A 26,391-nucleotide genomic window follows, 5' to 3' on the forward strand; every position below is an offset into this window, starting at 1 on the left:
CCCCCGCCGCGGCCGTCCCCGTCCTCGCTCTCCGGCGGGATGGCCTTCTTTCCGGGTACGTATTACGGTGACAGTTCACCGCCCAAGGGAGTCGTGGCGTGCGGGTAGTGACGTACGACATCAAGTCGGTCCGGCCCGAGCTGCCGGTGCCGCTCGCGCCCGCCGGGGGTCTGGCGGAGTTCGCCGGGCGGTGGTTGTCGGGGCTGCGCGGGCCCGCCTTCTCCCGCGCCCGGCGGGCGAACGCGGCATGGGCGGCCGTCGCCGCCGCGCTGGGCCTGGCCGGCACGCTGCTGCCCGGCCCGTGGCGGGTCGCCCTCGTCGGCTGCGCCACCACGCTGGCGCTCGTGCTCCTGGTCCGGGCGGTCGCGCTGGTGGCGTTCGAGCGCCGGCAGCGGGATTTCGAGCCGCGCTGGCTGGACGCGCAGAGCGAGCTGCTGCGGAGGCACACCTTCGAGGTCGTCCGGTTCCGCCTGCACGAGCCGGACGGCCGCCGCACCTACGACCTGGACGACCCCCGCGACGTGGACGAGCTGCTGGCCCGCCAGGAGCGGGAGAGGTCGTCGGGCGGCGCGGGCTCGCGGGCCGGCGTGCAGTTCCTCTACCGGGCGGGCGGCACCGAGGGCGGCATCGAGGGCGTCGCCGAAGTGGTCAGGGACCTGGCCGAGCTGCGGCTCCTGCCGGGGCGGGCCGGGCGCGGCTGGGCGTGGATCCGCTTCCCCGAGGCCCGCTACCTGCGCCGGCCGGGGGCGCGGCCCGCCCAGCGGGTCTACTGGACGTTGTCCGGGCCCGCCGAGGTGGCGGTGGCCGGGTCACCCGCCGGGGCCGGCTCCGGCGCGGCCGCCGTGCCGGGCAGCACCGGCCGGGCGAGGTGATACTGCAACAGCCGGTGGCGGAACTCGTAGAAGCCGCTGTACTGCCGTAACACCCCGCGCTCGCGGGCCTCCTGCAGGAACGTCATGAGCCGCAGCGGCGCGAGCCCGCGGGCCGCCAGCCACACCCGGGTGGTGATGAACTGCCCCCACGCGCTGGACCCGTGCGCCATGAGCCCGAGCCCGGCGGCGCTGAGGCCGCAGCCGGCGATGGCGCCGAGCAGCGCGAGCACCGCGGGCGGCAGGCTCATGACGGGCAGCGCGGCCAGCTCGGGACGGTGCCCGTCCTTCAGCGCCCCGCCCAGGTAGGCGCCGGTGAGCGCGCCGGGCACGCCGCCGGCGACCCAGGCGGCCAGCACCGCCGCCCGGTCGCTGGCCAGCAGGGAGCGCGGGGTGACCGCCTCCAGGGGGTCGGTGGGCGTGCTGACGTACCGGGCCATGGCGAAGGTGAGCCCGCTCAGCGCGCCGCCGACGACCACGTAGAACGGCGAGTCGTAGAGGAACCACACGATCACGGCGCAGGCGGCGCCGCCGGTCAGCCCGAAGCCGAGCGTCCTGGCCAGGGCGAACGTCGTCGCCCTCGCGGCGCTGCGGAACGCCGGGCGGGCCCGGCTCGGGTCGTCCTGCGGCAGGAGCGAGACGATGAACGAGCCCAGCCCGCCCGCCGACGCCCCGATCCAGAAGCCCAGCCACGGCCGGCCGAAGACGCTGAAGTACGCGGCGGCCAGCGCGGCGCAGGAGACGGTGGCGATGACGAACGCCGTCACGACGAACACCGGCCGCGGCACCGCGCGCTGCAGCCGCCACCAGGCCAGCCGCCCGGCCCCGTCCACCTGGGTGGCCAGGAACTCCAGGTAGCGGCGGGCCTTCTCGCCGCCGACCGGCGGGCGCGTGTCGTCCGGCCTGGGCGCGAACGCCTTGGCGACCAGGGCGCCCAGCAGGTGGCGGCGGATCCGGTCGGCGGCGTCGGGGCCCGTCGCCTCCAGCAGCTCCGGCGGGACCGGCTCGCCGCCGCGGGCGACCGCGAGCGAGAGCATCAACGGCGTGCTCAGCGCCTCGGCCACCGGCCCGTCCGGGTGCGCGGCCAGCTTCGCGACGAGCGGCTCCAGCCGGTCGTCGCCGCGTTCCAGGAGGTAGGCCCGGGCGTCGGCGGCCGGCACCGGCTGCAGCCTGACGACCAGCACCCTGCGCAGCACGCGGCCCGCGTTGACCGCCTCGAACTCGGCCGAGCGGCAGCTCAGCACGAACGAGCGGCCCTCGGTCTCCTCCTCGACGCGGGCCAGGGCCGCGGTCTGGCCGCTCAGCTCGTCGAGGCCGTCGAGGACCGGCAGGACGTGGTGGCGGGCCAGGTGGGCGGCCACCCGCCTGCCGTGGCGTTCGTCGTCCACCACCGGGTAGGCGGTGAGCAGCTCCTCGGCCATCCACTCGTACAGCGGGACCGCGGGCCGCCACGACGCGAGCTGGAACAGCACCGGCACGAGCGGGACGTCGTCGCCCAGCTCCAGCGTCAGCAGCACGCAGGCCGACGTCTTGCCCGCGCCGAGGTCGCCCGTCACCACGAGCCTGGTCGGCTCACCGGCGCGGGCGTGCGCGGCGAAAGCGCCGGCCAGGGCGTCCAGGGTGCCCTCGTCCCGCACCGTGGCGGCGAGCCTGGCGTGCGGATCGGAGCCGGGGGCGGCGCGCCAGCGCAGCTCGGCCCGCTCGCCCGCGTACAGGCCGCGGAACGTCCGCTCCTCCTCCCACTGCCGGGCGACCCCGGCCCGCAGGGCGGGGACGCGCTGGCGCGCCGCCTCCTCCAGGCTGGGCGGCGGCCGGTCGCGCACCTGCATCAGCCACGGCAGCACCGCGGCCAGCACGCCCACGAACACCGGGATCACGCCGGTCCACATCTCCTGCGGCTTGATCGTGCCGTTGCCGGTGTAGACCCAGGCCACGACCACCGTCGCGATCATGATGAGGACGAGGACGACCAGGATGGCGCCGATCGTCGACCTACGGAACCTCACGTCCGGCCCCTTCCGAGCGTGCGGGCGGGAGCGCGTCGTCCCCCCTGACGAACACGGCCAGCCCGGCGGAGCGGGCCGCCGCCCGGCGCAGCAGGCGGCCGACCAGCGGCAGCCTGCGCGCCATCACGGCTTTCAGCAGCAGGACGTAGATCATGCCGCAGTACGGGCGGGCCGCCTTCGCGCCGTAGGCGTCCACCAGCCGGGGCCGCAGCTCGCGCATGCGGCGGGCGACGTCGGACAGGGTCAGCGCGCCGGTGGAGGCGAGGGTCCGCACGCCGTTCCGCCGGTCGAGGTCGACGTCCATGCAGTCGTCGAGCGACTGGAACGCCTCGCCGAGCGCCATGACCAGCTCGCGCTCCCGCCGGCCCAGATCGGGTCTCACCAGGCTGCACAGGGTCAGGTTGGCCAGGGCGCCCTTGCCCCGGGTGATCTTCTCCAGCACGTCGCGGGGCAGGCCGGGCTCCCGCTGCCTGCGGGACTGGCACTGGAAGCCGTGCAGCTCGGCGAGCGCCAGGAACGGGCCGGCGTCCGCCAGCGGGTGCAGCCGGTGGGCGATCCGGTAGCACAGCTCGGCGAGCAGGCGTTCCAGGTCGCCGGCGGGCGCGAAGGGCCTGGCCTGGAAGAGGTCGCTCAGCCGGTCGTCCAGCGCCGGGTCGTCGCCGCCGTCCATGAGGTCGTCGTACAGCCTGGTGACGGCGCCGGCCAGGGCGGCCACCTCCATGGGCTCGCCGCGGCCGGTCATGCGCGCGTAGCTGAGCACCGCGTACCCGATCTTCAGGCTCATCTCGCGCAGCGCCTTGCGCGCCCGCCGCCGCTCGCCCGGGTCGCGGACGATCTCGTCCACCAGGGGCGCCACGAGCGCGTCGAACACGCCCGCCAGCCTGCCCACGGTCCGGTACGCGAAAGCGGCCGTGGCAGGCAGCCCGGCCGCCAGCCGCACGCCGCGCATCAGAGCCACGAAATCAGCGAACGCCTGCCCCATCCCCGCTCCCCGCCCCTGTCGAACCTGAGAGTGACACAGGCGCGACGCGAGGTAAAGCGCGGCGACCTCCGTTCACGGTCGAGGTGACCGGGTTCTCCCCTGACCCCGGGGCGCGCGGCGAGGAGGACGCGCGCGCCGTGTCGGGAACACCCTGTACGTCCTCGAAGGCGTCGCCGCCGGGGCCGAGGAGTGGATCAGGCGGCGGTTCACCTCCGGGTCACCAGGATGCCGTCGTCGTCGGAGAACAGCTCGGCGCCCGGGTGGAAGGTGGCGCCGCCGAAGGTGACCGGGACGTCGCGTTCGCCGGTGCCCTGCTTGCCGCTCTTGCGGGGGTTCGAGCCGAGCGCCTTGACGCCCAGGTCGAGCTCGCGCAGGGCGGCGACGTCGCGGACGGCGCCGTTGATCACGACGCCGGCCCAGCCGTTCGTGACGGCGAGGCCCGCGATGACGTCGCCCATCAGCGCGGCCCGCAGCGAGCCGCCGCCGTCCACCACCAGCACGCGGCCCTCCCCCGGCTCGCCGAGCACCGACTTCAGCAGCGCGTTGTCCTCGTGGCAGCGCACGGTCACGATCGGGCCCGCGAAGGCGGGGCGGCCGCCGTACTGGCGCAGTTGCAGCTCGCAGGAGTCGAGCTGGTCGCCGCGCTCGTCGTACAGGTCGGCGGTGACGATGGTCATGATGGAGCCCTTTCTACGGATCGACGGGTAGCCGCCGGGCGGCGACGCCGGCCCAGCCGAGGCTGAGCGCGGTCACGAGCAGGACGCCGGCGGCGCCGAGGCCGGCGGCCATGAGCCCGGCGGCGCCCGGGATGACGAGCTGGCCGGTACGGTTGCCGACCAGCCGCAGCGACATGGCCCGCCCCCGCATCCCGGGCGGCGCGGACTCGGCCAGCCACGACATCGTCAGCGGCTGCCCCGCGCCCAGGCCGAAGCCCGCGACGGCGAGCAGCGCCGCCAGCGTCCACAGCGGCATCGGCACGGGGGTGAGCAGCATGGCGACGGCCGCGCCGAGCGTGCTGACGACCAGCAGCCGCCGCCGGCCCACCGCCTGGGCCAGCCGGCCGAGGAACAGGCGCGAGGCCATGGACGCCAGGCCGCGCAGGGTGAGCAGCAGGCCGACGGCGCTCGCGGTCAGCCCCAGCTCGGTGCCGAGCGCGGGCAGGTAGGTGAGGGTGATGTCGACCGCGGCCAGCACCACGCAGCTGGTCAGCAGGGCGTGCAGGAGCCCGGGCAGGCGCAGCAGCGTCCGCAGGTCGCCGCCCTCGACGGCGGCGCGGCCGGCCTGGTGGCTCGGGAGCAGCACCGCCAGCCCGATGAGCAGCACCGCCAGGCCGCAGGAGGCGGCGAAGATGCGGCCGGTGTCGGGGATCGCGCCCCGCCCGCCGAACGCCGTGATCAGCAGCGGGCCCGCGGCCTGGCCGAGCGACGCGGCGAAGGCGTAGTGGCCGAAGGCGGTGTCGTGGCGGCCCTGCTCGGTGGTGTTGGCGACCAGCGCCTGCTGGGCGATGACGCTGCCGAGGTGCCCGGTGCCGAGCAGCACCCCGGCCGCGACCAGCCCGACGACGGCGTGGCCGAGCGTGGCGAACGCCACCGCCGCGCCGGCCAGCAGGACCGCGCCCGCCACCGCCATGCGGCGCTCGCCGTACCGGTCGGCGGCGTGCCCGGCGGGCAGCGCCACCAGCAGCGGCGCGAGCGCGAAGCTGGCGCCCAGCACGCCGAGCAGCGCGGGCGGGACGTCCAGCTCGATCGCCCGGTAGGACATGGTGGGCCGCAGCACGAACGTGATCACCTGCGTGCCGGCCGAGTGGGCCAGCAGCACGGCGTGCCGGTACCGCGTGCTCATGATCCCCTGACTGTCGCCACCGACACCGCGACTACCCGAAGTCGGCCGCCGTCATGCCCGCCGGGTGGCCGGGCGGCCACTGCACGAGCTCGATCCGGTAGCCGTCGGGGTCGGTCAGCCAGGACGTCCGCATCCCCTCCCCGAGGTCCGCCGGCGGCTCGGCCGCGACGCCCTTGGCCGCCAGCCCGGCGATCGTGGCGTCGAGGTCGTCCACCTGGACGACGAGGTGGTTGACGGCGCCGGTGTCCTTGACCGGCCGCGCGGCGTCGTGCACGAGTTCGAGGCTGACGAACGGGTCGTCGGGCAGCTTCAGCATGGTCAGGCTGCCGAACCCGGTCTCGGGGACGAAGCCGAGCTGAACGTACCCGAGCGCGGTGTAGAAGGCGAGCGAACGTTCCCGGTCGGTGACCCGCAGGCCGAGGTGCAGCATCCGCATGGGTCGGCAGAGTAGTGCCCGGCGGGCGGCGGGCACCAGCGCCGCCGGCCGGCGGGCGATGAACTGGCCGGCCTGGTCCACGGCGCTGGTCGCGCCGAGCGCGGCCGGCTGGAGCGGCCGGGCCGGTCTCACGTCGCCGCGAACAGGGTGACGATCTCGGCGATCCGCCCGTCGGTGACGCTGATGACGTCGAGGCCGCGCACGGCCGGCGCGCCCTCGGGCCCGAAGGCCCAGGCGAGGGCGCCCCGGCCGGCGCTCGCGTAACGCGGGCCGTCCTCGGCGAAGACGAACTCCGGCGGCACCCGGTCGAGCAGCCGCCGCGCCTTCTCCTCCAGGGCGTCCCGGCCGCGCGTGACGCCCTCCGGGTCGGTGAACACGACGTCCTCGGCGTAGATCTCGTCGATCGCCGCGCGGCGGGCCGCGGCGTCCCGGTTGCCGAAGACGTCGTGCAGGTTCGCGGCGAGCAGTTCGGGCACGGTGCGCATGATGGCTCCTCTCCTGGCAGGGGGTCAGATCTGGCTCGCGCCGCCGTCCACGTAGATCTCGGCTCCGGTCATGAACGTGCTGGCGTCGGAGGCGAGGAAGACGACCGCGTCGGCGACCTCCTCAGGACGGCCGAGCCGGTTCATCGGGACGCCGGCCGCGAGGCCCTTGAGCAGCTGCTCCGCGCCCTCGGCGTCGGGCGCGAGGCCGCTCAGGCCCGGCGTCCCGATCGGTCCGGGGGCGATGCTGTTGACCCGGACGTCGCGGCCCACCAGCTCGGCCGCCCAGCTCCGGGTGAAGGAGCGGAGGGCCGCCTTGCTGGCGGCGTAGACGCTGAAGGCCGCCGCGCCCTTCACGTCGATGTTGGAGCTGGTCAGCACGATCGAGGCGCCGCGGTTGAGCAGCGGCAGCACCGCCTGCACGGTGAACAGGGTGCCGCCGACGTTGGTGTTGAAGGTGTCGGCGTAGTGCTGCCAGGTGATGTCGCCGAGCGCGGCGAACTCGCCGCCGCCGGCGTTGGCGAACACGATGTCCAGTCCCTCGCCGCGGTCCCGGATCGCCGCGGCGACGCGGTCGAGGTCGGCCAGGTCGGACACGTCGGCCCGGACGCCGGCGGCGTTCGCCCCCAGCTCGGCGACGGCGGCGTCGAGCGCGTCCTGGCGGCGGCCGGTGAGGAAGACGTACGCGCCCTCGGCGGCGAGGCGGCGGGCCGCCGCGAGGCCGATGCCGGCGGTGGCGCCGGTGACGAGAGCGGTCTTGCCGGTGAGCTGTCCCATGGTGGTTACTCCGCCTTCTATATCTGTATCGTTCGGTCCATAAAACCGTAGCACGCTCCCGGATATTTCTGGACCGATCGGTTAGAATGAGGGGATGGCGAAGAAGATCCGGGAGCGTGGCCGCCCGCGCGGCTTCGATGCCGACGCGGCCCTCGACCGGGCGATCGAGGTGTTCTGGCGCCAGGGATACGAGGGCGCCTCGCTCACCGACCTCACCGACGCCATGGGCGTCAACCGGTCGAGCATGTACGCCGCGTACGGCAACAAGGAGGACCTGTTCCGCCGGGCCGTCGCCCGCTACGCCGAGGCCGACATGGCGTACGCGCGCGAGGCGCTCGCCGAGCCCACCGCCTACCGCGTCATCGAGAGGTTCCTGCGCGCCAACGCCGACGCGCTCACCCGGCCCGACCGCCCGGCGGGCTGTTTATCGGTCCAGGGCGGCCTGTCCGCCGGCAGCGACGGCGGCAGCGTCGCCCGCTTCCTGGCCGCGAGCCGGCTGGCCGGCGAGCGGGCGCTGGCCGAGCGCCTGGCCCGCGCGGTCGAGGAGGGCGACCTGCCGCCCGGGACCGACCCGGCGGCCCTCGCCCGGTACGTCATGGTCGTCAGCGAGGGCAACGCGGTGCACGCCGCGGCCGGTGTGGACCGGGCGGGCCTGCACGCCACCGTGGACCTCGCCCTGCGGGCCGTCCCGGCGAACGCCGCACCTCAGGACGGCGACGCCTGACCCGGCGCCGCCCGCCCCCTCCCCCGCACGTTTGCCGCGCCTCGTGGGCGGCATGGGATGATCGTGCTGGGGAGGCGGGGTGCGGGAGCGGGCATGGGGCTGGATATTCACGAGTACCTGAGCGTGCTCTCCGAGGTGTCCTCGGCCATGACCAGCAGTCTGGACGCCGACACGGCGCTGCGCAGGCTGTGCCGGATCCTCGTGCCGCGGATGGCCGACTGGTGCGCCGCCGACCTGGTCGAGGGAGACTCCATCCGTCGGGTCAGCGTGGCGGCGAGCGGGGCGGGGCGGCGGCCCGCGTACCTGACCGACAAGGTGGGGCCGCTGCCGCGCGAGACGGAGGAGCTTCTCCGGCGGCTCCTCCGCGCCACGGACCCGCTGCTGATCCGCGCCACCCCCACCGCGCCGCAACAGGAGGCGCCGGAGCAGGAGGCGCCGCTGCGGCTGCCGGCCGGGGGCTCCGCGATCGTCGCCCCGCTGCGCGTGCGCGGCAACGCGCTCGGCGCGCTGACCCTCGCCCGCCTCGGCCCCGGCGCCCCTCTCACGGACGCGGACCTGCCGCTCGTGACGGACCTGGCCCACCGCGCCGCCCTCGCCGTGGACAACACCCGCCTGTACGGCATGCAGCACGAGATGGCCACGAGGCTCCAGCACGCCATGCTGCCGCGGCTGCCCGACCTCGGCCCGCTGCGGCTGGCCGCGGCCTACTTGCCCGCGCGGGAGTCGTCCCAGGTGGGAGGCGACTGGTACGACGCCTTCCGGCTCTCCGACGGCACCCCGGCCCTGGTGATCGGCGACGTCGAGGGGCACGACATCGCGGCCGCCACCCAGATGGGCGAGGTCCGCAACATGCTGCGCGCCCTGGCCTTCGACGGACGCGAGGAGCCGAGCGCCACCGTGTCCCGGCTCGACCGGGCGCTCGCCGGGGTCGGCGGGCGGCTGCTCACCACCATGGTGCTGGCCCGCGTGGAGGGGCCCGCCGCCGGCCGCTGGCGGATGCGCTGGACCAACGCCGGCCATCCCGGGCCGCTGCTGATCACCCGTGACGGCGGCACCGGCTTCCTGGAGGAGGGCCGCTCGGCGCTGCTGGGCCTCGACCCCGCCCTGTCGCGGGCCGACGCCGTGACGGCGCTCCCGCCCGGCTCGACGGTCCTGTTCTACACCGACGGGCTGATCGAGCGCCGCACGGAGCCGCTGGAGCGCGGCATGACCCGGCTGCGCAGGCGGGCGGGCGCGCTCGCGGGGGCCGACGCCCAGACGTACTGCGACGAGCTGATCGCCCTCGCCGGCGCCGCCAACGAGGACGACCTCGCGCTGCTGGCACTCCAGCTTCCGGAGGAGCCGGGCTGATCACGCCACCGGATGTGTTAGCCTGGTGAGCGTTGCAGTTATGGTACCCATAATGACTTTATGCGCGCCTGACGTAGTGTTCTACAGGCGCGCTTTTTGTTTTCCGGCATTTCCGGGTGGGCTCATCGCGGCGGCACGGGATTTCACGAGGTGTGATTTCTCAAGTTTTCGGCACTGTCAGAAGGAGATCGACATGGCCACCGGTACCGTCAAGTGGTTCAATTCGGAAAAGGGCTTCGGCTTCATCGCGCAGGACGGCGGCGGCGCCGACGTCTTCGCGCACTACTCCAACATCGTCTCGAACGGCGGCTACCGTGAGCTGACCGAGGGTCAGAAGGTCGCCTTCGACGTCGTGCAGGGCCAGAAGGGCCCGCAGGCGGAGAACATCGTCGCCGCCTGACCTGGCACATCACGGGAGCCGGGTCCGGGCGGTCGCCCTGGGCCCGGTCTCCGGCCAGGACCGGCAGATTCGCCCCCGGGCTCGATTTATCCGCCGGTCAGGCGCATACTTGCACAATGAGACGCACTTCGCCGGCCGTCCGGCGACGCCCGCCGGGCAGCCCCTTCAGCACTCCGGATATTCCTCCCCCACCGGTCGAGCAGTATGCGACCGGCGACCGGGTGAGCCACGACAAATACGGCCTCGGGCGGGTTCTCGCGGTCGACCAGGATGACACCGTTCTCGTCGATTTCGGCGTCGAGACGTACCGCATCGCCTCGCCGTACGCGAAACTCGTGAAGCTGTGACGAGCGCCGCTCCGCCTCCGGTGCTCGCCTGATCCCCCTTCAGCGAGCAGGATGGTCCAGCGGGACGACGGCTCCCGGCCGCGCGCGTCGTCGCGCGCCGCCGAGCAGCCCGTCCCCACCCGCGGGCCGGCCCCGACGCCGGCCGGCTCTGCGACGATCCGGAGGCCCCATCATCAGCGAGCCCAGCGCACCCACCGCACCCACAGCACGCCGTCGCGTCGTCGAGACCGCGACCTTCGGCAGGGGCGACCGGCCCCACCACGACGCGGCCCGATGGACGTGCCCCCACGGGCGGCACGTCGGCCAGGGCTGCGTGACGTGCTACCGCGCCGCGGTCAAGCCCGACCCGGCCCTGCCGCTGTGGGCGGCCGTGGTGTGGTTCACCTCGCCCCGGCCGATTCCGATCAAGGTGCTGCACGAGGTGCACCACCACGACCGTCACTTCGCCCTCGACCAGCCCTCGACTCCCCTGGTGTTCCTGCTCACGGGGCAGGCGCGCGCGGCTCAGGGGGTGGAGGCCGTGGCGTGCCTGGTCGGCTTCCTCCTGCAGAGCCGGGGCACGGTCGACGACTTCACCGTGACGGAGGTCCGCGCCACCCGCTTCTGACGCCCCCGCCGGGTCAGGGCACGAGCACGACGCGGTCGCCGGTCTCGGCGGTCCACGCCCGCGCGACCTCGGCGAGGGGCACGGCGCGGGCCCGTACGTCGATCGCGCCCGCGGCCACCGCGGCGGCCAGCTCCGGCAGCTCGGCGATGAAGTCGCGCGCCGGGACCGAGCCGATGCCGCTGCCGACGATCCGCAGCCGGGCGGCGCGCAGCGCCATGGAGGGGACGGGCGCGGCCGGGCCGGCGACCGAGCCGATCTGGATCCAGGTGAGCGGCCGGCCGCGGTCGGCGCGGGCGGTGAGCATCGGGATCATGGCGCCGGCGGCGGGCTCGCCCCACACGTAGTCGATGACCACGTCGACGTCGGCCGCCTGCTCGGCCTCGTCGAAGGTGATCGTCTCGTCGGCGCCGAGCGCGGTCAGCTCCTTCAGCCGGGTGGTGTCGCGGCCGGCGGCGATGACCTGGGCGGCGCCGAACAGCTTGGCGATCTGGACCGCCATGCGGCCGGCGTTCCCGGTGGCGCCGAGGACGAGGACGCGCTGCCCGGCCTGGAAGGCGATCCGGCGGCGCAGCGCGACCCAGGACGACATGGCCGGGTTCATCGCGGCGGCGATCCGTACGGGGTCGATGCCGTCGGGCAGGATCACGCTGCGGCGCGGGTCGATGAGGGTGCGCTCGGCGAACGTCCCGAGGGGCGTGTCGTCCATGACCACGTAGCGGAGGTTGCCCTCCTGGTCGCGGACCACGCCGTCCATGCCGGGGACCAGCGGGTAGACGCCGCCGCTGGAGTAGTGGCCCCCGGTCGCCCGGCCCCTGGTCAGGTGGTGCAGTCCGGCCGCGAGGACCTCGACGACCTGCTCGCCGGGGTGGCCCGCGGCGGGGTCGGGGTGGTCGCGATAGACCGGCGGGGCGTCGGGCGCGGTGATGACGGCGGCGTGCATGGTGGCCTCCTGGAGAAGGTTTGTTTTACCAACTATCTCCATGATGGTTGGGAATACAAACCATGTCAACAGGTTGGTTGGTATTACCAACCAGATCCGGCTACGCTGACGGCATGACCGCCGACGACGCCATGGACGCCCTCGTCAGGACCACCTTCGAGGTGGCGGGCGTGCTGACCCGCGTCGCCGGCGAGCACGACCTGTCGCTCACCCAGCTACGCGTGCTCGGCATCCTCCGCGACCGCCGCGCCCGCGTCACCGAGCTGGCCGCCTACCTCGGCCTGGACAAGTCCACGCTGTCCGGCCTCATCGACCGGGGCCAGCGCCGAGGGCTGCTGGCGCGCGGCAAGAACCCCGGCGACGGCCGGGTCGTCGAGGTGTACATGACCGAGGAAGGGCACGAACTGGCCGAACGCGTGCGGGAGGAGATCCGCCGCGCCCTGGCCCCCAGGACCGGCCGCCTCGACCCCGGCCAGCTCGACCACCTCGCCGAGCTGCTCGAACTCGTCCTGCCCCGCCCGTAGCGGCTCAGGTCACCAGGCCCCTGCGGTAGGCGTACACGACGGCCTGCACGCGGTCGCGCAGGCCGAGCTTGGTCAGGATGCGCGACACGTACGTCTTCACGGTCTCCTGGCTGATCACCAGGGTGGCCGCGATCTCGCTGTTGGACAGTCCGTCGGCGATCAGGCGCAGCACCTCCAGCTCGCGCGGGGTCAGCGCCGGGTCGTCCGGCGTGCCCTCGGCGGGGCGGATGCGGGAGGCGTACCTGCCGACGAGCTGCCGCGTCACCTCGGGCGCCAGCAGCGCCGCGCCCGCCGCGACGGTACGGATGCCGTGCAGGAGCTGCGCCGGCGGGGCGTCCTTGAGCAGGAACCCGCTCGCGCCGGCGCGCAGCGCCTCGTAGACGTACTCGTCCAGGTTGAACGTCGTCACCACGAGCACCTTGACCGGCTGCTCCACCCCGGCGCCGGCCAGCAGGCGGGTCGCCTCGATGCCGTCGAGCACCGGCATCCGCACGTCCATCACCACGATGTCGGGGCGCAGTCTGCGGGCGAGCTCCACCGCGGCCCGCCCGTCACCGCACTCGCCCACCACCTCCAGGTCGGGCTGCGCGTCGATGATCGTGGCGAACCCGGTGCGGATCAGCGCCTGGTCGTCGCAGACCAGCACCCGGACCGGCGCCGTCACGACGGGCTCCCCGCGGGGACGCGGGCCCGCACCAGGAAACCGCCGCCCGCCTGCCGCCCGGCGCTGAACTCGCCGCCCAGGGCGTCCACCCGCTCGCGCAGCCCGGCCAGGCCGCGCCCGCTGCCGCCGGGAGAGCCGGCCGCCCGCGAGCCGGAACCGTCGGTGCTCACCGTTACGCTGATCTCCTTGTCCCCGTAGCGCACCCGCACCACGGTACGGCTGCCGTAGGCGTACTTGAGCGCGTTCGTCAGGGCCTCCTGCACGACGCGATAGGTCACCAGCTCGGCGCTGCCCGCCGACTCCGCCGGGCTGCCCTCCTCCTCCAGCTCCACCGGCTGCCCCGCCTGGCGGGTCTGCTCCACCAGCGTGCGCAGCTCGCCCGAGGCGGGCAGGGCGACGTCGGTGTCGTGCTCGGCCTTGAGCAGGTCGAGCATGTGCCGCAGGTCGCCGATGGCCCGCCGGCCGGTGTCGGTGACGGCGCTCAGCGTCGCGTCGAGCCGGTCGGGGACGGCGGTCAGGTAGCGGGCCGCCTCGGCCTGCACCACCATCGCCGTCACGTGGTGCGTCACGACGTCGTGCAGCTCGCGGGCGATCCTGGTGCGCTCGGCGGCGCGGGTGGCCGCGGCGACGTGGCGGCGGCGCTCGGCCTCGGCCGCGCGGGTGGAGCGCAGCCACGTCCCGATGCCCCACGCGAGGGCCAGCGCCAGGTAGAACACCACATAGCCCTCCACCCTCTCGGTCGCGTCGAGCCGGGCGAGCGCGATCGCCAGCGGCACGTACGCCAGGGACAGCAGGACCGCCGTGACCCGGCGCCAACGCTCCAGGTGGGCGCCCGTGCTGATGAGCGCGACGGCCATCGCGTTGCCCCCGAACGCGTGGTACGCGCGGAGCTGGTCCAGGACGAAACCGAGCGACACCAGCGCCACGCACACGGCCGGCCACCGCCGGCGCACCGCGAGCGGCAGGCACTCCAGGGCGATCACCACGTACGTCAGGTCGTCGAAGGGGCGGATCGGCAGGTCGCCGACCTGCGTCCCCTTGCCGTGGAGCGCCGGCAGGAAGGACGCGAGGGCCATCAGCAGCGCGAACGGTAAGTCCCTGACCACGACGTCGCACCGCCGCCACAGGTCCGTGGCGCGCCGGAGATCGATCACGGGGCGAGCGTAGCGGTCGCGCGGCGGCGCAGCGGGACCATGGTGCCGCGCCGGCGGGCCAGCCACAGGAACGCGGCCATCAGCAGCAGCCCGAACACCACCGCGTACGGGCTCGCCTCCGGCCCGAACGCGCCGCCCGTCAGCAGGCCGGGGCCCGACGTCACGCCGTGCAGCAGCCCCTGCGGCACGCCGTTGCCCGAGACCTCGGCGCCGAAGACGCCGGCCGCCGCGAAGTTCCAGCCGAAGTGCACCCCGATGGGCACCCACAGGGTACGGGTGGCGGCATAGGCGGCGGCGAGCATGCCGCCCGCCTCGATCGCGATCGCGATCGCGCCCCACAGGTCGGCGTGCGGGTTGAACAGGTGCGACAGGCCGAACAGCAGGCCGGTCAGCGTCAGCGCCGGCCACGTGCCCACGCGCTCCTCGACGATCCTGAACAGGATGCCGCGGAACAGCAGCTCCTCCGTCACCGCGGCGGCGGCCATGAAGCCGAGCAACCCGGCCGCGCCCGCCGGCGAGCCCCAGCCGTCGACGCGGTAGCCGCCCACGAAGGCGAGGTTCACGATCACGGCCGCGAACAGGGCGGCGCCGATCAGCACCCCCCGCGCGACGGCGCGGCCGGCGCCGCGCGACGCCACCTCCGCCGGTTCGCGGCGCTCGGACCAGCGCACCACGCGGGCGTACACGAGGAGGGCGAGCGCGGCCGTCGCGACGCCGAGGAGCAAGGTGAGGAACCAGCTCCCCTGGACCGCGCCCACCAGCGCGCTGCCGGCGAAGGCGACCGCTCCGACGGGCACGAGCTGCTTCAACAACCGCATGACGACTCCCTCACCTGGGGGCTGAGTCCCGGCACCGGCGCCGGTCTCGCGGCGGACGCCGCTACAGCCGGAAACGCTAGAGATCCGGCGGCCGGTAATCGTCCCCGTGCGGTGGACATTCGGGGGTAGCTCGCTCGGGGGACAGCGGGCCGGGGCATCCTCGTCCGCGGCGCTTGTCCCCCGCGCGAGCTACCGGCGAATGTCCACCCTGTGGTGACGATCCAGACCTGTCGTGATCCGTAGCGTTACGACCCGGCCACGGACCCTCCGTCCGCTTCCCCCACCACTGGAGGACCTCATGCTCCGCAAGACCAGGACATCCCTCGCGGCCGCGCTGTGCTGCACCGCGCTCGGCGCGGCGCTCGCCGGCTGCGGCGGCGGCGACGACCTGGAGCACTGGGACCCGCTCGCCCCCGCCACACGCACCACGACCGCCGCCGCCCCGCTCCAGGGCACCGAGAAGATCCAGGTCGGGGGCCGGTCGGTGAACGTCTCGTGCTCCGGCGAGCCGGAGCAGGGCCGGCCGGTCGTCGTGCTGCTGCACGGGGCGGGCGACGGGCTCGACAAGCTGGCCGCGCTGCAGAGGACGCTCAGCGGGAAGAACCGGGTCTGCTCCTACGACCGGCTCGGCTCGGGCGCCAGCGACCAGCCGCCGGGCCCGCAGGACCTCGCCGGCGTCGGCAAGACCCTGACCGGGGTGCTGGACCGGGTCGCCGGTGACGCCCCCGTCGTGCTGGCCGGCCACTCGCTCGGCGGGCTCATCGCCGCCCGGTACGCCCCCGACCACCAGGACCGGGTCAAGGGCCTGGTCCTGATGGACGCCACCCCGCCCACCATGTCGGCCGACATCGCGAAGGCGATCCCCGCGTCCGCCAAGGGCCCGGCGGCCGACCTGCGCGCGCAGAACCTCGCGGTCTTCCAGGGCCAGAACCCGGAACGGCTCGTCATAGCCGACGGCGAGGTGCGCTCCGCCGGGCGGATCCCGGTGGAGGTGATCCAGCACGGCAAGCCGTACCTCGCGGCCGTCCCGACGTACGGGCCGCGCCTGGAGAAGGCGTGGGCCGCCGGGCAGCGCGCGTGGCTCGCGCTGTCCAGCCGCAGCAAGCTGAGCACGGCCAAGGACAGCGGCCACTACATCTACACCGACCAGCCCGAGGTCGCGGTCGCGGCCGTCGAACGCGTCTCCGCCCAGGCCACCGGCGCCTGACGGCCCCGCCCCGGCCCCCTCTCCAGGCCAAGGCTGAGACCGAAGCCGAGGCCGAGGCGCTCGGCCGGACGCGCCCGCGCGTTACGTCAGCGTCTCCGGTGGGAGGGCGTCCTCGCGGCCCTCCAGCTTGGTCGTCAGCCAGTAGGCGGCGCCGCAGAAGGCGAACGCCCCCACCACGCCCGCCATCGCGAACAGGCCCGACCGGCCGTCGAAGCCGCTGCCGGCCGGCCCGCCGACCTGGCTGCCGGGCGGCTCGGCCGTGGCGCAGTCTTCCAGGCGGCCCGAGAGGCCGTCCTGCACCCAGCAGGTGTCGTCGTCGCCGGCGCGCAGGAAGAAGGCGTCGCCGCCGCGGTCGTCAGGGGCGGCCGCAGCCCGCGCGTACGCCACCGGCAGCTGCCGGGCCGGTGCGCCGGCGCTGGGCGAGAAAGTCGTGCTCACCACGAAGGCCAGGGCGACCAGGCCCCCGACCGGTGGCCGCCATCGCAACACCACTCCCAACGCTGCCTCCTCAGGTGCCGTCCGAGCCTCACTGTGCGCCGGAACGGTTAGGCCGCCGTGAGATGAACATGAGAGCGCTGTAATGTTCGCTCACCGCGGGCTCGGCTCGGCGTCCGTCCCCGGGGCGTCGGGGAGCGGCGGGGGCACCACGTGGGCCTGGGCGGAGGCGACGTCGTAGTAGAGCCCGACCAGCTTGAGCCGCCCGTCGCCGACCTGCTCGGCGACCCCCGGGCAGGTCATGAGGTTGTCCAGTTGCCGCCGCACGTTGCGCCGGCCGAGCTCGTCGAGCATGGCCTCGGGCCCGCCGTCGCCCAGCCCGCCGAGGCCGCTCTCGCCGTGCCGGAGCCAGCGGTGCAGCCGGGGCAGCTGGGCCGTGGCGGCGGGGCCGCTGAGCAGCGCGGCCATGGCGCCGCAGCCGGAGTGCCCGCAGACCGTGATGGTGTGGACCTTCAGGACGCGGGTGGCGTACTCGACGGCGGCGGCGACGGAGTCGTCGGCGAAGTCGTCGGCGAAGGCGTCGGCGAAGTCCGCGGGAGCCCCGGGCTCGGCGCGGGGCACGAGGTTGCCGACGTTGCGGACCACGAACAGCTCCCCGGGGCCGCCGCCGGCGATGAGGTCGGGCGCCACCCTGGAGTCGGCGCAGGTGATGAACAGGTGGGCCGGCTGGTTGCGGGCCGGCTCGGCGGCGGCGTGGGGGCGGCCGAGCGGCGCCGTGGACCGGTGGGACTCCTCGGCGCCCGGCGCGAGCGGGTGCGCCTCGCCGCCGGCGCTCTCGCCGGGGCGGCGCGGGGGCCTCGGCAGGCGCCAGCGTCCGGTGAGCCGCGGCGGGGTCTTGGCCCGGGAGACGCGCCGGCCGCTGGCGGCCATCGCGTACCACTCGTCGTGCAGCTCGTCGATGGTGACCGTGCCGCCGAGGCGTTCGTGGTCCAGCCGCCAGGAGTGCACGGCCTCGAAGGCGGCGTTGTCCATGAAGTCGATGTTGAGGTCGAGGAGCACGGCGGTCCCGGCGGGGATCGCGCGCAGCTCCTGGGTCAGCCGGGGCACGCTGAGGAAGGTGAGCGAGCCGGAGACGGTCGCGCGCACGCCGCCGCCGGGCTCGGCGTCCTTGGTGACGGTGACCCGGGTCAGCCGGCGCAGGGCCAGGAGGGCGGCCAGGGCGATCCCGCCGAGGACGCCTTCGGCCAGCCCCACCAGCACCACGCCGGCCATGGTGAGCACGTAGACGGGCACCTCGTGGTGGCCGTGGACCTTCTTGAGGTGGCCGAGGCTGATCGTCCGGACGCCGATGAAGACCAGCAGCGCCGCCAGCGCCTCGATCGGGATCAGCTTGATCGTCCAGCCGAGGCAGAGCGCGAACAGCAGGACCCAGACGCCGTGCAGGACCGCCGACCAGCGGGTGCGCGCGCCGGCCCGGATGTTGGTGGTGCTGCGGACGATCACCCCGGCCACCGGCAGGCCGCCGAGGAGGCCGCTCGTCATGTTGGCGACGCCCTGCGCGGACAGCTCGCGGTCGAGGTCGGCGCGGGGGCCGGTGTGCATGCCGTCGGTGGCGACGCAGCACAGCAGCGACTCGGCGCCGGCCAGCAACGCCACCAGCAGCACCGCCACGGCGAGCTGGTGCCAGTCGCCGTGGGGCAGCTCGGGCGGGGCCCAGGCGGTGACCGCGCCGGACAGGTCGATCCTGGTGACGTCCCAGCGGAACAGCCACGCCGTGCCGGCGGCCACGAGCAGCGCCGCCAGCGGGGCCGGGAGCGCCTGCACGGGCTTGGGCAGCCGGCCCCAGACCAGCAGGACGGTGATGGCGAGCACGCCGACCATGACCTTGTGCCCGTGCATGTCGAGCATCTGGCCGGGCAACTGGATCAGGTTCGCCAGGGCCGAGTACTGCGGGCTGCCGCCCAGCACCACGTGGAGCTGCGACAGCGCGATGATGACGCCGACCCCGGCGAGCATGCCGTGGACGACCGCGGGCGAGACGGCGAGCGCGGCCCGCGCCGTCCTGAGGGCGCCGAGCAGCACCTGGACGACCCCGGCCAGGACGGTGATCAGGCAGGTGGCGCGCCACCCGTACGTCTGCACCAGCCCGGCGACCACCACGGTCAGGCTCGCCGTCGGCCCGCTCACCTGCACGGGCGAGCCGCCCAGCCGGCCCGCGACGATCCCGCCCACCGCCGCGGCGATCAGCCCGGCGGCCAGCGGCGCGCCGGAGGCCATGGCGACGCCCAGGGAGAGGGGCACCGCGACCAACACGACCACCAGGGAGGCGGCCAGGTCGAAGCGAAGAGTGGCCAAACTGTTACGGAGAGTAATCAGCGTCACGCGGCACACCATAGCGCTCACCCGGCACCGTGGATAGGGCCTCCGCCGGATGAAAGTTTCCCCGGCCGCGGCCCCTCCACCAGCGGCGATGCCGGCGGCCGTGGCCGCGCGGCCGCTCGCGGGGCGGCGGATGGCGTACCTTACTCCCGCTCACCCGCATCCGCGTGAAAGGGAGTCGTCGTGCGTACCTGGCTGGCCCGCGCCGTTGTGTCGTCCCTCCTGATGGTGCCGCTGGCGGCCCCCGCCGCCTCCGCCCAGCCGGACGCGCGCACGTGCGCGAAGGCGGACCTGCTGTTCTGCGAGGACTTCCAGGCCCTGCCCGTGGGCGGCGCCGCCAGCCTGCGCTGGGGGATCGACACCGAGCACGGCACGCTCACCGTCGAGCGCGCCGGGCGGCAGGGGCAGAAGGTGCTGCGGGTGCACACCGAGGGCAACGGCCGCGCGTTCCTCAAGGTGGACGACTTCGCCGCGCCGGGCAACAGCTTCTACGGGCGCGTCCGGCTCCGCGCCGCCGCGTTCCCGACCGCCCCGGACTGGGCGCACTACACGCTGGTCGAGGCGACCGGCGACGGGCCCGAGATCGTCCGCCCGCTCGGCGGCCAGTACGCGCCGCCGCCTTACGGCGGGGCCGCGTACTGGGGCGTCGGCGCGGACGGCGGCCCCACCGGCGACTGGACGAACTGGCGGACCACCGCGCCCTCCGTCGCCGGGGCCTGGACCTGCGTGGAATGGCACCTGGACGCCGCCGACAACCGCGTGTCGCTGTGGTTCGACGGGGTGGCCAAGCCGGAGCTGACCGTGTCCACCAGGGAGCACGGCGGCAACCCGGTGGACTTCGTCTTCCCCCGCTTCGACACGGTCAAGGTGGGCTGGCAGCTCTACCAGGCGAACCCGGCCCCCGCCGGCTACGACGTGTGGCTGGACGACATCGCGCTGAGCAGCCGGCGGGTGGGCTGCTGACCGCCCTGCCGAGGCGTCAGGCGGCCTCCTGCCGCCGCTGGCAGTCGATGCAGGTGCGCGCCAGCGGCCGGATCTTGAGCCGTTCGTACGGGATGCCGCCGCGCAGCGGACGCAGCGGCCGTAGGTGCCGGCCACCAGCCGGTCGAAGGCCTGGGACAGCTCGGCGACCGCGCGCTCGGCGGCGGCGACCGAGGCGATCAGCTCCTGCCGGGTGCCGTCGCCGCCGGGTTCCTTTCGGAAGCTGTGGCGGGCGACGCGGCAGGCCCGCCCGGGCACGGGCAGGCGGCGTCGGGCCCGGGGAACGCCCTGGGCCTGGGCATGCCGTCAAGGGCCGCGCACCCCCGGCCGGGCGGAGGGCCGCGGCGCGGTGCGGGCGGAGAAGGCGCAGGTCAGGCGAGCGGCGGGCCGCGCGAGCCCACGGCGCGGTGGGCGAGCTGCTGCGGGTCGCGCAGCAGGTCCGCGGCCGGGCCGGGCGACGGCAGCATCGCGAGGTGGTTCAGCTCGTCCTGACGTGCGCCGCGCGGCGGCGGCCACCACGACAGCACGTGGTGCTCGCGCACGTTGCCCGCCTGCGGCGGCAGGCTGGAGAGGTCGAGCCGACCATAGCCCAGCCCGGCGAGAAGCCCCGACAGCGGACGGATGCGCCCACACCGGCGGCGGGGTACGGTGGCCGGCAATACCCTCGCCGCGGCCGACAGGAGGAGACGTGCGCAGCAGACTGCCCGCCGTCCTGGTCCTGCTGCTGTCGGCGTTCCTGCTGGGCCCCCTGCCCGGCGGGGCGGAGCCGTCCGCCCTCGCCTCGATCGCCGCCTCAGGCGCAGCCGAACGGTGGGACGCTCCCGCCGTGCACGCCGGCCAGGACGCGGCGCTGCCCTGCGCGCAGGCCGCCGCCGGAGCGCCGGCCGCGCCCATGTGGCCGGCGGTGCTGCCGTCCGGCGCGGGACCGGACCCGTACGCCCGGCCGCGCACCGTCGCGGCCGGTTATCCGCACCCGAAGCCGCGACCGGCCGCGCGCCGGGCCCCGGCGCGGGCGCCGCCCTCCACGACGCGCTGACGTCCCTTCCCTTCGACAGCCCGTGGAGGCTCTCATGTCCCGCGCGCCCTTCTGGCGCGCGGTGGCGGCGTTCGTCGTCGCCGCCACCGCCCTGCTACTTTCCGTCACTCAGTCGCCACGGCTCGGCCTCGACCTGCGCGGCGGCACCCAGCTCGTCTTCGAGGCCCGCGACTCCTTCACCGTCACGGCGGACGCCGAGGCCACCGACCGCGCCCTCGACGTGCTCCGCCGCCGCGCCGACGCGCTCGGCGTGGCCGAACCCACCCTGCTCCGCTCCGGTGAGCGGCGCATCATCGCCGAGCTGCCCGGCGTGCTCGACCCGCGCCAGGCCGCCGCCGTCATCGGCAGGACCGCCCAGCTCACCTTCCACCCCGTGCTGGCGCCGACCGGCCCCGGGCGGACGCTGTCCGACGAGTCCGGGCAGCCCCTGCGGCTGGGCCCGCCCGCGATCGCCGGAGACGGGGTGAACGACGCCGCCGAGGGCCACGACCCGCAGCAGGGGCCGGGCTGGCACGTCGACGTCGGCTTCCGCCACGCCGACGCCTGGGAGCGCCTGACCGGCGAGGCCGCCTGCCACAGCCCCGGCGACCCCCGGCGACGGGTCGCCATCGTCCTCGACGACACGGTCATCTCCTCACCACAGGTGAACGAGGACGTGCCCTGCCGCGCCGGCATGCCGGGCGGCTCCACGAGGATCACCGGCTCCTTCACCCACCAGGAGGCGCGGGACCTGGCCGTGCTGATCAAGGGCGGCTCCCTGCCCGTCCCGCTCACCCTGGTCGAGCAGCGCACCGTCGGGCCCACCCTCGGCGCGCAGGCGATCGCCGCCAGCGCCCAGGCGGGGGTCGCCGGCGTCCTGCTCACGGCGTTGTTCATCGCCGTCACCTACCGGCTGTCGGGGCTGACGGCCACCGTCGCGCTGGCGGCGTACGGGCTCATCTCCTACGCGGCCCTGGTCGCCCTCGGGGCGACGCTGACCCTGCCGGGCCTGGCCGGGTTCGTCCTGGCGATCGGCATGGCGGTGGACGCCAACGTGCTGGTCTTCGAACGGGCCCGCGAGGAGTACGCCCGCGCGCCGCGCCGCGGCCTGCGCGCCGCACTCGACCGGGGCTTCGCGGGCGCCTGGAGCGCCGTCGCCGACTCCAACGTCACCACCCTCCTGGCCGCGGGGCTGCTGTTCTGGCTGGCCTCGGGGCCGGTGCGGGGGTTCGGCGTGACGCTGGCCATCGGCGTCCTCGCCTCGATGGTGTCGGCCATGCTCATCACCCGCGTCCTGGCGCACGCGGTCCTGAGCCGGACCGGCTCGCGGCTGTCGGGGCTCGCCGCGCAGGGCCGGGTCCGGGCCTGGATCGCCCGGCGCGCCCCGGACCTGATGGCCGCCGGCCGGCGCTGGCTCGCCGCCGCCGCCGTCCTGGTCGCCGCGGCCGTGGCCGGGCTCGTGCTGCGCGGGCTGAACGTCGGCGTCGAGTTCACCGGCGGCCGGATGGTGGAGTTCGCCGCGGCGCGGCCGGTCGGCGTCGAGGCGGCGCGGCAGGCGGTGGCCGAGGCCGGGCACCCGGCCGCCGGCGTGCAGGTCTCCGGCGCCGCGGTGTCCGTACGGACCGGGCCGATCAGCGCCGACGACGTGACCGCCATCGAACGCGCGCTCGACGCCCGGCTCGGCGACGTCACCAAGCAGCGCGACGAGCTCATCGGCCCCCGCCTCGGCGACGAGCTGCGCCGCAACGCGCTCGTCGCCCTCGCCGTGGCGCTCGCGGCGCAGCTCGGCTACCTGGCCGTCAGGTTCCGGTGGACGTTCGGCGCGGCCGCGGTGCTGGCCCTCGTCGTGGACACGGCCGCCGTGCTCGGCCTGTTCGCCTGGCTCGGCAAGCCGGTCGACGGGGTGTTCCTCGCGGCCATGCTGACGATCATCGGCTACTCGATCAACGACAAGGTGGTGGTCCTCGACCGCGTCCGCGAGCTGTGGCAGGCCCGGCCGCGGGCGCGCTTCGCGGGCGTCGTCAACGCGGCGATCCTGCAGACCGTCCCGCGCACCGTCAACACCGGGCTCGGCGCGCTGTTCATCCTCACCGCGCTGGCCGTGCTGGGCGGCGACACCCTGCGCGACTTCGCCCTCGCGCTCATCGCCGGCATCGTGATCGGCACGGCGTCCTCGTCGTTCGTGGCCGGGCCGCTCGCGATCGAGCTCGAACGCCTCAGCAAGCGGCCTCCGCCGCAGCCGCCCGCGCCCCGCCGCGGCCGGCGGGAGGGCTCGGGCGCGGTGGTGTGACCGGCCGCCGCCGACCCGGCCGGCTCTGCTCCGCGCCACGGCCGTCCTGGCGCGGAGCAGGGCCGCGGGTGATGCATGATGGGCAGTCACCGGGATCACTGGCAGGAAGGAGGGCCCTCGTGAGCCTCCCCGAGGGCGACGGGCGGACGCTCCCGGCGGCGCGGAAGCAGCGCGTGTCCCGGGCGTTCGACCTCAGCGAAGCGGGCACGTACGCGGTGGACGACGCCGGCCGGATCGTCGAGGTCAGCGCGCAGGCCGAGCTGCTGCTCCGGCGTACCGCCGCGGAGCTGCTCGGCCGCGACGCCCACGACCTGCTGCACCGCGGCAGGCACGGCGCCACCCTGCCGCGCAGCCGGTGCGCGATGCGGCAGCCGCTCATCACCGGCGGCACCGGGCAGGGCGAGCTGGAGTGGTTCGAGCGCGGTGACGGCACCCTGCTGCCCGTCTCCTGGCTGGTCACCCCCTGCCACCTCGGAGCGGGACGCACCGGCGCTCTGGTGATCTTCTACGAGTCGGCCGCGGCCGTCCCCGCCCAGCCGGAGCGGGTGAGCGCGTCGGCCTCGATGTCGGAGCTCGACCGGCTGGCCCTGCTCGCGGAGACCACCACCACCCTCACGGCCAGTCTGGAGGTGGAGGAGACGCTGCACCAGCTGGTCCGGCTCACCGCGCCGCTCCTCGCCGACTGGGTCGTGGTGGACCTGCTCACCGAGGACCGCGGCGTGTCGCGCGCCGTCGTGGTGCACTACGACGACGGCGCCCTGGTCCACCGGGAGGACCTCGAAGGCCCCATGCCCCCGTTGCCCGAGGAGTCCCCGATGCCGCTGTCGCGGGCGCTGCGCGGCGTCACCGCGACCCTGACCGGCCCCGACACCTACCGCGGGGACCCCGACTCCGGCATCGCGGTCGCGCAGCGGGAGCTGTTCCAGGCCACCGGCATGCACTCGGCCTGCATCGCGCCGATCCGAGGGGTGCGCGAGGTGCTCGGCGCGCTGACCCTCGGCCGCGCCGGCCAGCCCTGGCCCTTCACCTCCGACGACCTGCTCCTGGTCGAGGACATCGCCCGCCGCGCCGGCCTGGCGCTGGACAACGCCCGCCTGTACGAGCGGCAGCGCCGGGTGGCCGAGACCATGCAACGCCACCTGCTGCCGCAACTGCCGGCCGTGCCCGGCCTGGAGCTGAGCGCCCGGTACGTGCCCGCGCCGCGCGCGTCGCAGGTCGGCGGCGACTGGTACGACGCCTTCACCCTGCCGGACGGCGGCACCGCCCTGGTGATCGGCGACGTCGTCGGCCACGACCTCGACGCCGCGGCCGGCATGGCCCAGGTGTGCAACATGCTGCGGGCGTACGCCGCCATCCAGCAGGAGTCACCCGCCGTGATCCTGGACCGGCTCGACCAGGCAGTGGGCCGCATGGCGCAGGCCACCATGGCCACCGTCGTCCTCGCCCACCTCCAGCACACCGACGACGACCGCTGGCTGCTGACCTGGGCCAACGCCGGCCATCCCCCGCCGCTGCTGATCGAGCACGACGGGCGGACCCGCTTCCTGGAGTCCGGGCACGGGCCGGTGCTCGGCACCGGGATCCGGCCCACGCGCACCGACGCCACCGTGGAGCTGCCGCCCCGCTCCGCCGTGCTCTTCTACACCGACGGGCTCGTCGAGTCCCGCACCCACATCCTCGACACGGGGCTCGCCCGGCTGCGCCGGCACGCCGCCTCGCTCGCGCGCCGGCCCCTCGACCACCTGTGCGACGTCATCCTCGACCGGGTGCGGCCGGCCGAGAACGACGACGACGTCGCCATGCTCGCCCTACGCGTCCCCACCGCCGCCCCCTGACCGCCCGCCCGCCGCCGGGAAGAGGTGCCCGCCTGCACCGCCGGCCGGTGCGCCTGCTCCGGTCCGCGCTCGACGACCTGCGGCGGGACGCTACGCGCAGGTCTTCTTCTCCGGGGCGCAGAACTTGACCTCCGGGTAGCTCGCCGACGGTCCGTCCAGCAGGGGCTGCGGCTTGTTGCGCAGGTGCTGGTCGAAGAAGGCCACGACGTACCTGCGGGTGACGTCCATGGCGCGGGCGCCCGGGATGCCGGCGCCGATGTCGATGCCGACCTGGTCCACCAGCACGCCGAGGTCGGTGAAGGACAGGTGCACGGCCCCGGTCACGAGCAGCCAGCGCTTCCAGCCGTGCAGCCCCGCCCAGACGCCCTCCCAGTTGGCGCCGGGGCCGGGCTGTCCCGGCGTGTAGGTGGCGGGCTTGCCCAGCAGCAGGAACGGCCGGGACAGCCCGGCCTCGGGGAGCGGGGTCTCGACGGTGCCGTCCACGTCGATGCCGGCGCGCAGCCGGGAGTCGGCGGCCATGGCCGCGAGCGTGCTCGCGCCGCCCGCCGACTGGCCGGACATGGCGATCCTGGAGGTGTCGATCAGGCGCGCGCCCTTCCACTTCGGGTGCGCGCCGGTCAGCTCGTCCAGCACGAACGAGACGTCGGCGGCCCGGCCTCGCTCCAGCTTCCGCCAGACGTCCAGGTCCTTGTCCATCTCGCAGGTGACGCAGGTCGTGACCCGCCCGTCGGGGAAGGTCTGGGCGACGTTCTCGTAGGTGTGGCCGATGGCGGCGACCAGGTATCCCCGGCTCGCCAGCTCCTCGGCCAGGGCCGTGAGCTCGGTCCTGGGCTTGGAGTGCCCGGGAGAGAGCACGATGAGGGGCAGGCTGTGCGGGCGGCCGGCGGGGCGGGCGTCGGTGAAGGCGTTGGTGCGCACCTTGCTGAGGGCGTCGGACGGGACGGTGGTGATGCCGCCGTCCTTGAGCAGCAGCTCGGACTCCTTGGGCGTCATGTACTGCGCCCGGTGGCGGCCGGGCGCCTTGGCCGGGTACCACAGCGAGACCATCAGCTCGCGGGCCTTGACGCTGGGGACCCAGGGGTCGGGGCGCGAGGTGTCCTTGAGGTACAGGGTGGTGGTGCCGACCGGCCGGGATCCGGTGGGCGCGGGCAGGCGCAGCTCGGTGGACGGGGCAGCGGCGGAGGCGGGCGCCGCCTGGCTGAGGCTGGTGGCGGCCAGGACGGCGACGAGCCCGGCGGCGGCCGCTCTCCGGCCCCGTCGCCGCCGCAGTTCGCGCGGGTCTGTCCGGACCTGGTCGTCGATCAAGTGATCCATGTCCGGTGACTAT

28 protein-coding genes are annotated in these 26,391 nt (G+C 75.0%); 12 read left to right on the top strand and 16 right to left on the bottom strand.

Annotation, left to right across the window (positions count from 1 at the left end; translation table 11 throughout):
* The first annotated feature begins 98 nt into the window (after positions 1–98).
* Positions 99–872, top strand: coding sequence for a hypothetical protein (locus MF672_RS00690; protein WP_242371592.1), 774 nt, complete (start codon positions 99–101; stop codon positions 870–872).
* On the opposite strand, the gene MF672_RS00695 is transcribed toward MF672_RS00690, so the two are convergent.
* The 7 genes from MF672_RS00695 to MF672_RS00725 all read right to left on the bottom strand — a co-directional run bounded on the left by MF672_RS00695 (position 767) and on the right by MF672_RS00725 (position 7,394).
* Positions 767–2,875 carry an NACHT domain-containing protein gene (locus tag MF672_RS00695; RefSeq protein WP_242371590.1) on the bottom strand — a complete coding sequence of 703 codons (2,109 nt, stop codon included), beginning with the start codon at positions 2,873–2,875 and terminating at the stop codon, positions 767–769. The two genes, MF672_RS00690 and MF672_RS00695, sit on opposite strands and share 106 nt — an antisense overlap.
* On the bottom strand, positions 2,862–3,833 hold the full coding sequence (locus tag MF672_RS00700) for a hypothetical protein (protein WP_242371588.1): 972 nt from the start codon (positions 3,831–3,833) through the stop codon (positions 2,862–2,864). Before MF672_RS00700 ends, MF672_RS00695 begins: the two co-directional genes overlap by 14 nt.
* 230 nt (positions 3,834–4,063) lie before the next feature.
* Positions 4,064–4,534, bottom strand: a complete 471-nt coding sequence (rraA, locus tag MF672_RS00705; RefSeq protein WP_242371586.1) for a ribonuclease E activity regulator RraA — start codon at positions 4,532–4,534, stop codon at positions 4,064–4,066.
* A gap of 13 nt (positions 4,535–4,547) precedes the next feature.
* Positions 4,548–5,699 carry an MFS transporter gene (locus MF672_RS00710; protein ID WP_242371583.1) on the bottom strand — a complete coding sequence of 384 codons (1,152 nt, stop codon included), beginning with the start codon at positions 5,697–5,699 and terminating at the stop codon, positions 4,548–4,550.
* A gap of 31 nt (positions 5,700–5,730) precedes the next feature.
* Complete coding sequence (locus MF672_RS00715; protein ID WP_242371581.1) at positions 5,731–6,267, bottom strand: VOC family protein; 537 nt, start codon at positions 6,265–6,267, stop codon at positions 5,731–5,733.
* The gene (locus tag MF672_RS00720) at positions 6,264–6,620 is read right to left on the bottom strand and encodes a nuclear transport factor 2 family protein (RefSeq protein ID WP_242371579.1); all 357 of its coding nucleotides are present in this window, start codon (positions 6,618–6,620) and stop codon (positions 6,264–6,266) included. Before MF672_RS00720 ends, MF672_RS00715 begins: the two co-directional genes overlap by 4 nt.
* Before the next feature lie 24 nt (positions 6,621–6,644).
* On the bottom strand, positions 6,645–7,394 hold the full coding sequence (locus tag MF672_RS00725) for an SDR family oxidoreductase (protein ID WP_242371577.1): 750 nt from the start codon (positions 7,392–7,394) through the stop codon (positions 6,645–6,647).
* Between the two features lie 94 nt (positions 7,395–7,488).
* Between MF672_RS00725 and MF672_RS00730 the strand changes: the two genes are divergently transcribed.
* From MF672_RS00730 to MF672_RS00750, 5 genes are all read left to right on the top strand, one after another.
* Positions 7,489–8,118: a TetR/AcrR family transcriptional regulator gene (locus tag MF672_RS00730; protein ID WP_242371576.1), complete on the top strand. Its 630-nt coding sequence runs from the start codon at positions 7,489–7,491 to the stop codon at positions 8,116–8,118.
* A 93-nt stretch (positions 8,119–8,211) separates the two neighbouring features.
* A complete protein-coding gene (locus MF672_RS00735) occupies positions 8,212–9,468 on the top strand; it encodes a PP2C family protein-serine/threonine phosphatase (RefSeq protein WP_242371574.1) in 1,257 nt (418 codons plus the stop codon).
* A gap of 193 nt (positions 9,469–9,661) precedes the next feature.
* Entirely contained in the window at positions 9,662–9,868 is a 207-nt protein-coding gene (locus tag MF672_RS00740) for a cold-shock protein (protein WP_242371572.1), read from the top strand.
* 116 nt (positions 9,869–9,984) lie between these two features.
* A complete protein-coding gene (locus MF672_RS00745) occupies positions 9,985–10,215 on the top strand; it encodes a hypothetical protein (protein ID WP_242371570.1) in 231 nt (76 codons plus the stop codon).
* 313 nt (positions 10,216–10,528) lie between these two features.
* The gene (locus MF672_RS00750; RefSeq protein ID WP_242371569.1) at positions 10,529–10,822 is read left to right on the top strand and encodes a hypothetical protein; all 294 of its coding nucleotides are present in this window, start codon (positions 10,529–10,531) and stop codon (positions 10,820–10,822) included.
* A gap of 13 nt (positions 10,823–10,835) precedes the next feature.
* On the opposite strand, the gene MF672_RS00755 is transcribed toward MF672_RS00750, so the two are convergent.
* Positions 10,836–11,762 (bottom strand): quinone oxidoreductase family protein, encoded by a 927-nt coding sequence (locus tag MF672_RS00755; protein ID WP_242371567.1) that lies wholly within the window; start codon positions 11,760–11,762, stop codon positions 10,836–10,838.
* A gap of 113 nt (positions 11,763–11,875) precedes the next feature.
* On the opposite strand from MF672_RS00755, the gene MF672_RS00760 reads away from it, so the two are divergent.
* Positions 11,876–12,286, top strand: a complete 411-nt coding sequence (locus MF672_RS00760) for a MarR family winged helix-turn-helix transcriptional regulator (protein ID WP_242371565.1) — start codon at positions 11,876–11,878, stop codon at positions 12,284–12,286.
* A gap of 4 nt (positions 12,287–12,290) precedes the next feature.
* Here MF672_RS00760 and MF672_RS00765 read toward each other — a convergent pair whose 3' ends face one another.
* Genes MF672_RS00765 through MF672_RS00775 form a run of 3 tightly spaced genes read right to left on the bottom strand, consistent with a single transcriptional unit; the run spans position 12,291 to position 14,922 of the window.
* Positions 12,291–12,950 carry a response regulator gene (locus tag MF672_RS00765; protein WP_242371564.1) on the bottom strand — a complete coding sequence of 220 codons (660 nt, stop codon included), beginning with the start codon at positions 12,948–12,950 and terminating at the stop codon, positions 12,291–12,293.
* Positions 12,947–14,104 carry a sensor histidine kinase gene (locus MF672_RS00770; RefSeq protein ID WP_242371563.1) on the bottom strand — a complete coding sequence of 386 codons (1,158 nt, stop codon included), beginning with the start codon at positions 14,102–14,104 and terminating at the stop codon, positions 12,947–12,949. The genes MF672_RS00765 and MF672_RS00770 overlap by 4 nt, the downstream gene beginning before the upstream one ends.
* A complete protein-coding gene (locus tag MF672_RS00775) occupies positions 14,101–14,922 on the bottom strand; it encodes a CPBP family intramembrane glutamic endopeptidase (RefSeq protein ID WP_242371562.1) in 822 nt (273 codons plus the stop codon). The genes MF672_RS00770 and MF672_RS00775 overlap by 4 nt, the downstream gene beginning before the upstream one ends.
* A 298-nt stretch (positions 14,923–15,220) precedes the next feature.
* Here MF672_RS00775 and MF672_RS00780 point away from each other — a divergent pair, with 298 nt between their 5' ends.
* Positions 15,221–16,129 (top strand): alpha/beta fold hydrolase, encoded by a 909-nt coding sequence (locus MF672_RS00780; protein ID WP_242371561.1) that lies wholly within the window; start codon positions 15,221–15,223, stop codon positions 16,127–16,129.
* Between the two features lie 81 nt (positions 16,130–16,210).
* Here the strand turns inward: MF672_RS00780 and MF672_RS00785 are convergent, their stop codons facing one another.
* Positions 16,211–16,627: a hypothetical protein gene (locus MF672_RS00785; RefSeq protein ID WP_242371560.1), complete on the bottom strand. Its 417-nt coding sequence runs from the start codon at positions 16,625–16,627 to the stop codon at positions 16,211–16,213.
* Between the two features lie 90 nt (positions 16,628–16,717).
* Complete coding sequence (locus tag MF672_RS00790; RefSeq protein WP_407654754.1) at positions 16,718–18,958, bottom strand: bifunctional SulP family inorganic anion transporter/carbonic anhydrase; 2,241 nt, start codon at positions 18,956–18,958, stop codon at positions 16,718–16,720.
* 168 nt (positions 18,959–19,126) lie between these two features.
* On the opposite strand from MF672_RS00790, the gene MF672_RS00795 reads away from it, so the two are divergent.
* Entirely contained in the window at positions 19,127–19,906 is a 780-nt protein-coding gene (locus tag MF672_RS00795; RefSeq protein ID WP_242371558.1) for a hypothetical protein, read from the top strand.
* Between the two features lie 16 nt (positions 19,907–19,922).
* Here MF672_RS00795 and MF672_RS51990 read toward each other — a convergent pair whose 3' ends face one another.
* Together MF672_RS51990 and MF672_RS00800 are read right to left on the bottom strand one after the other, a co-directional pair.
* Entirely contained in the window at positions 19,923–20,234 is a 312-nt protein-coding gene (locus MF672_RS51990; protein WP_407654691.1) for a TraR/DksA C4-type zinc finger protein, read from the bottom strand.
* 61 nt (positions 20,235–20,295) lie between these two features.
* Positions 20,296–20,583, bottom strand: coding sequence for a hypothetical protein (locus MF672_RS00800; protein WP_247815119.1), 288 nt, complete (start codon positions 20,581–20,583; stop codon positions 20,296–20,298).
* 29 nt (positions 20,584–20,612) lie between these two features.
* Between MF672_RS00800 and MF672_RS00805 the strand changes: the two genes are divergently transcribed.
* From MF672_RS00805 to MF672_RS00815, 3 genes are all read left to right on the top strand, one after another.
* Positions 20,613–20,960 (top strand): hypothetical protein, encoded by a 348-nt coding sequence (locus MF672_RS00805; RefSeq protein ID WP_242371554.1) that lies wholly within the window; start codon positions 20,613–20,615, stop codon positions 20,958–20,960.
* A gap of 34 nt (positions 20,961–20,994) precedes the next feature.
* Positions 20,995–23,229 (top strand): protein translocase subunit SecD, encoded by a 2,235-nt coding sequence (gene secD / locus MF672_RS00810; RefSeq protein ID WP_242371552.1) that lies wholly within the window; start codon positions 20,995–20,997, stop codon positions 23,227–23,229.
* Positions 23,230–23,348: 119 nt separating this feature from the next.
* Positions 23,349–25,064, top strand: coding sequence for a SpoIIE family protein phosphatase (locus MF672_RS00815; RefSeq protein WP_242371550.1), 1,716 nt, complete (start codon positions 23,349–23,351; stop codon positions 25,062–25,064).
* Positions 25,065–25,154: 90 nt separating this feature from the next.
* On the opposite strand, the gene MF672_RS00820 is transcribed toward MF672_RS00815, so the two are convergent.
* Positions 25,155–26,378, bottom strand: coding sequence for an alpha/beta hydrolase family protein (locus tag MF672_RS00820; RefSeq protein WP_242371547.1), 1,224 nt, complete (start codon positions 26,376–26,378; stop codon positions 25,155–25,157).
* Between the last annotated feature and the right edge of the window lie 13 nt (positions 26,379–26,391).

It is taken from the genome of Actinomadura luzonensis, from assembly GCF_022664455.2.
Taxonomy (GTDB): domain Bacteria; phylum Actinomycetota; class Actinomycetes; order Streptosporangiales; family Streptosporangiaceae; genus Nonomuraea; species Nonomuraea luzonensis.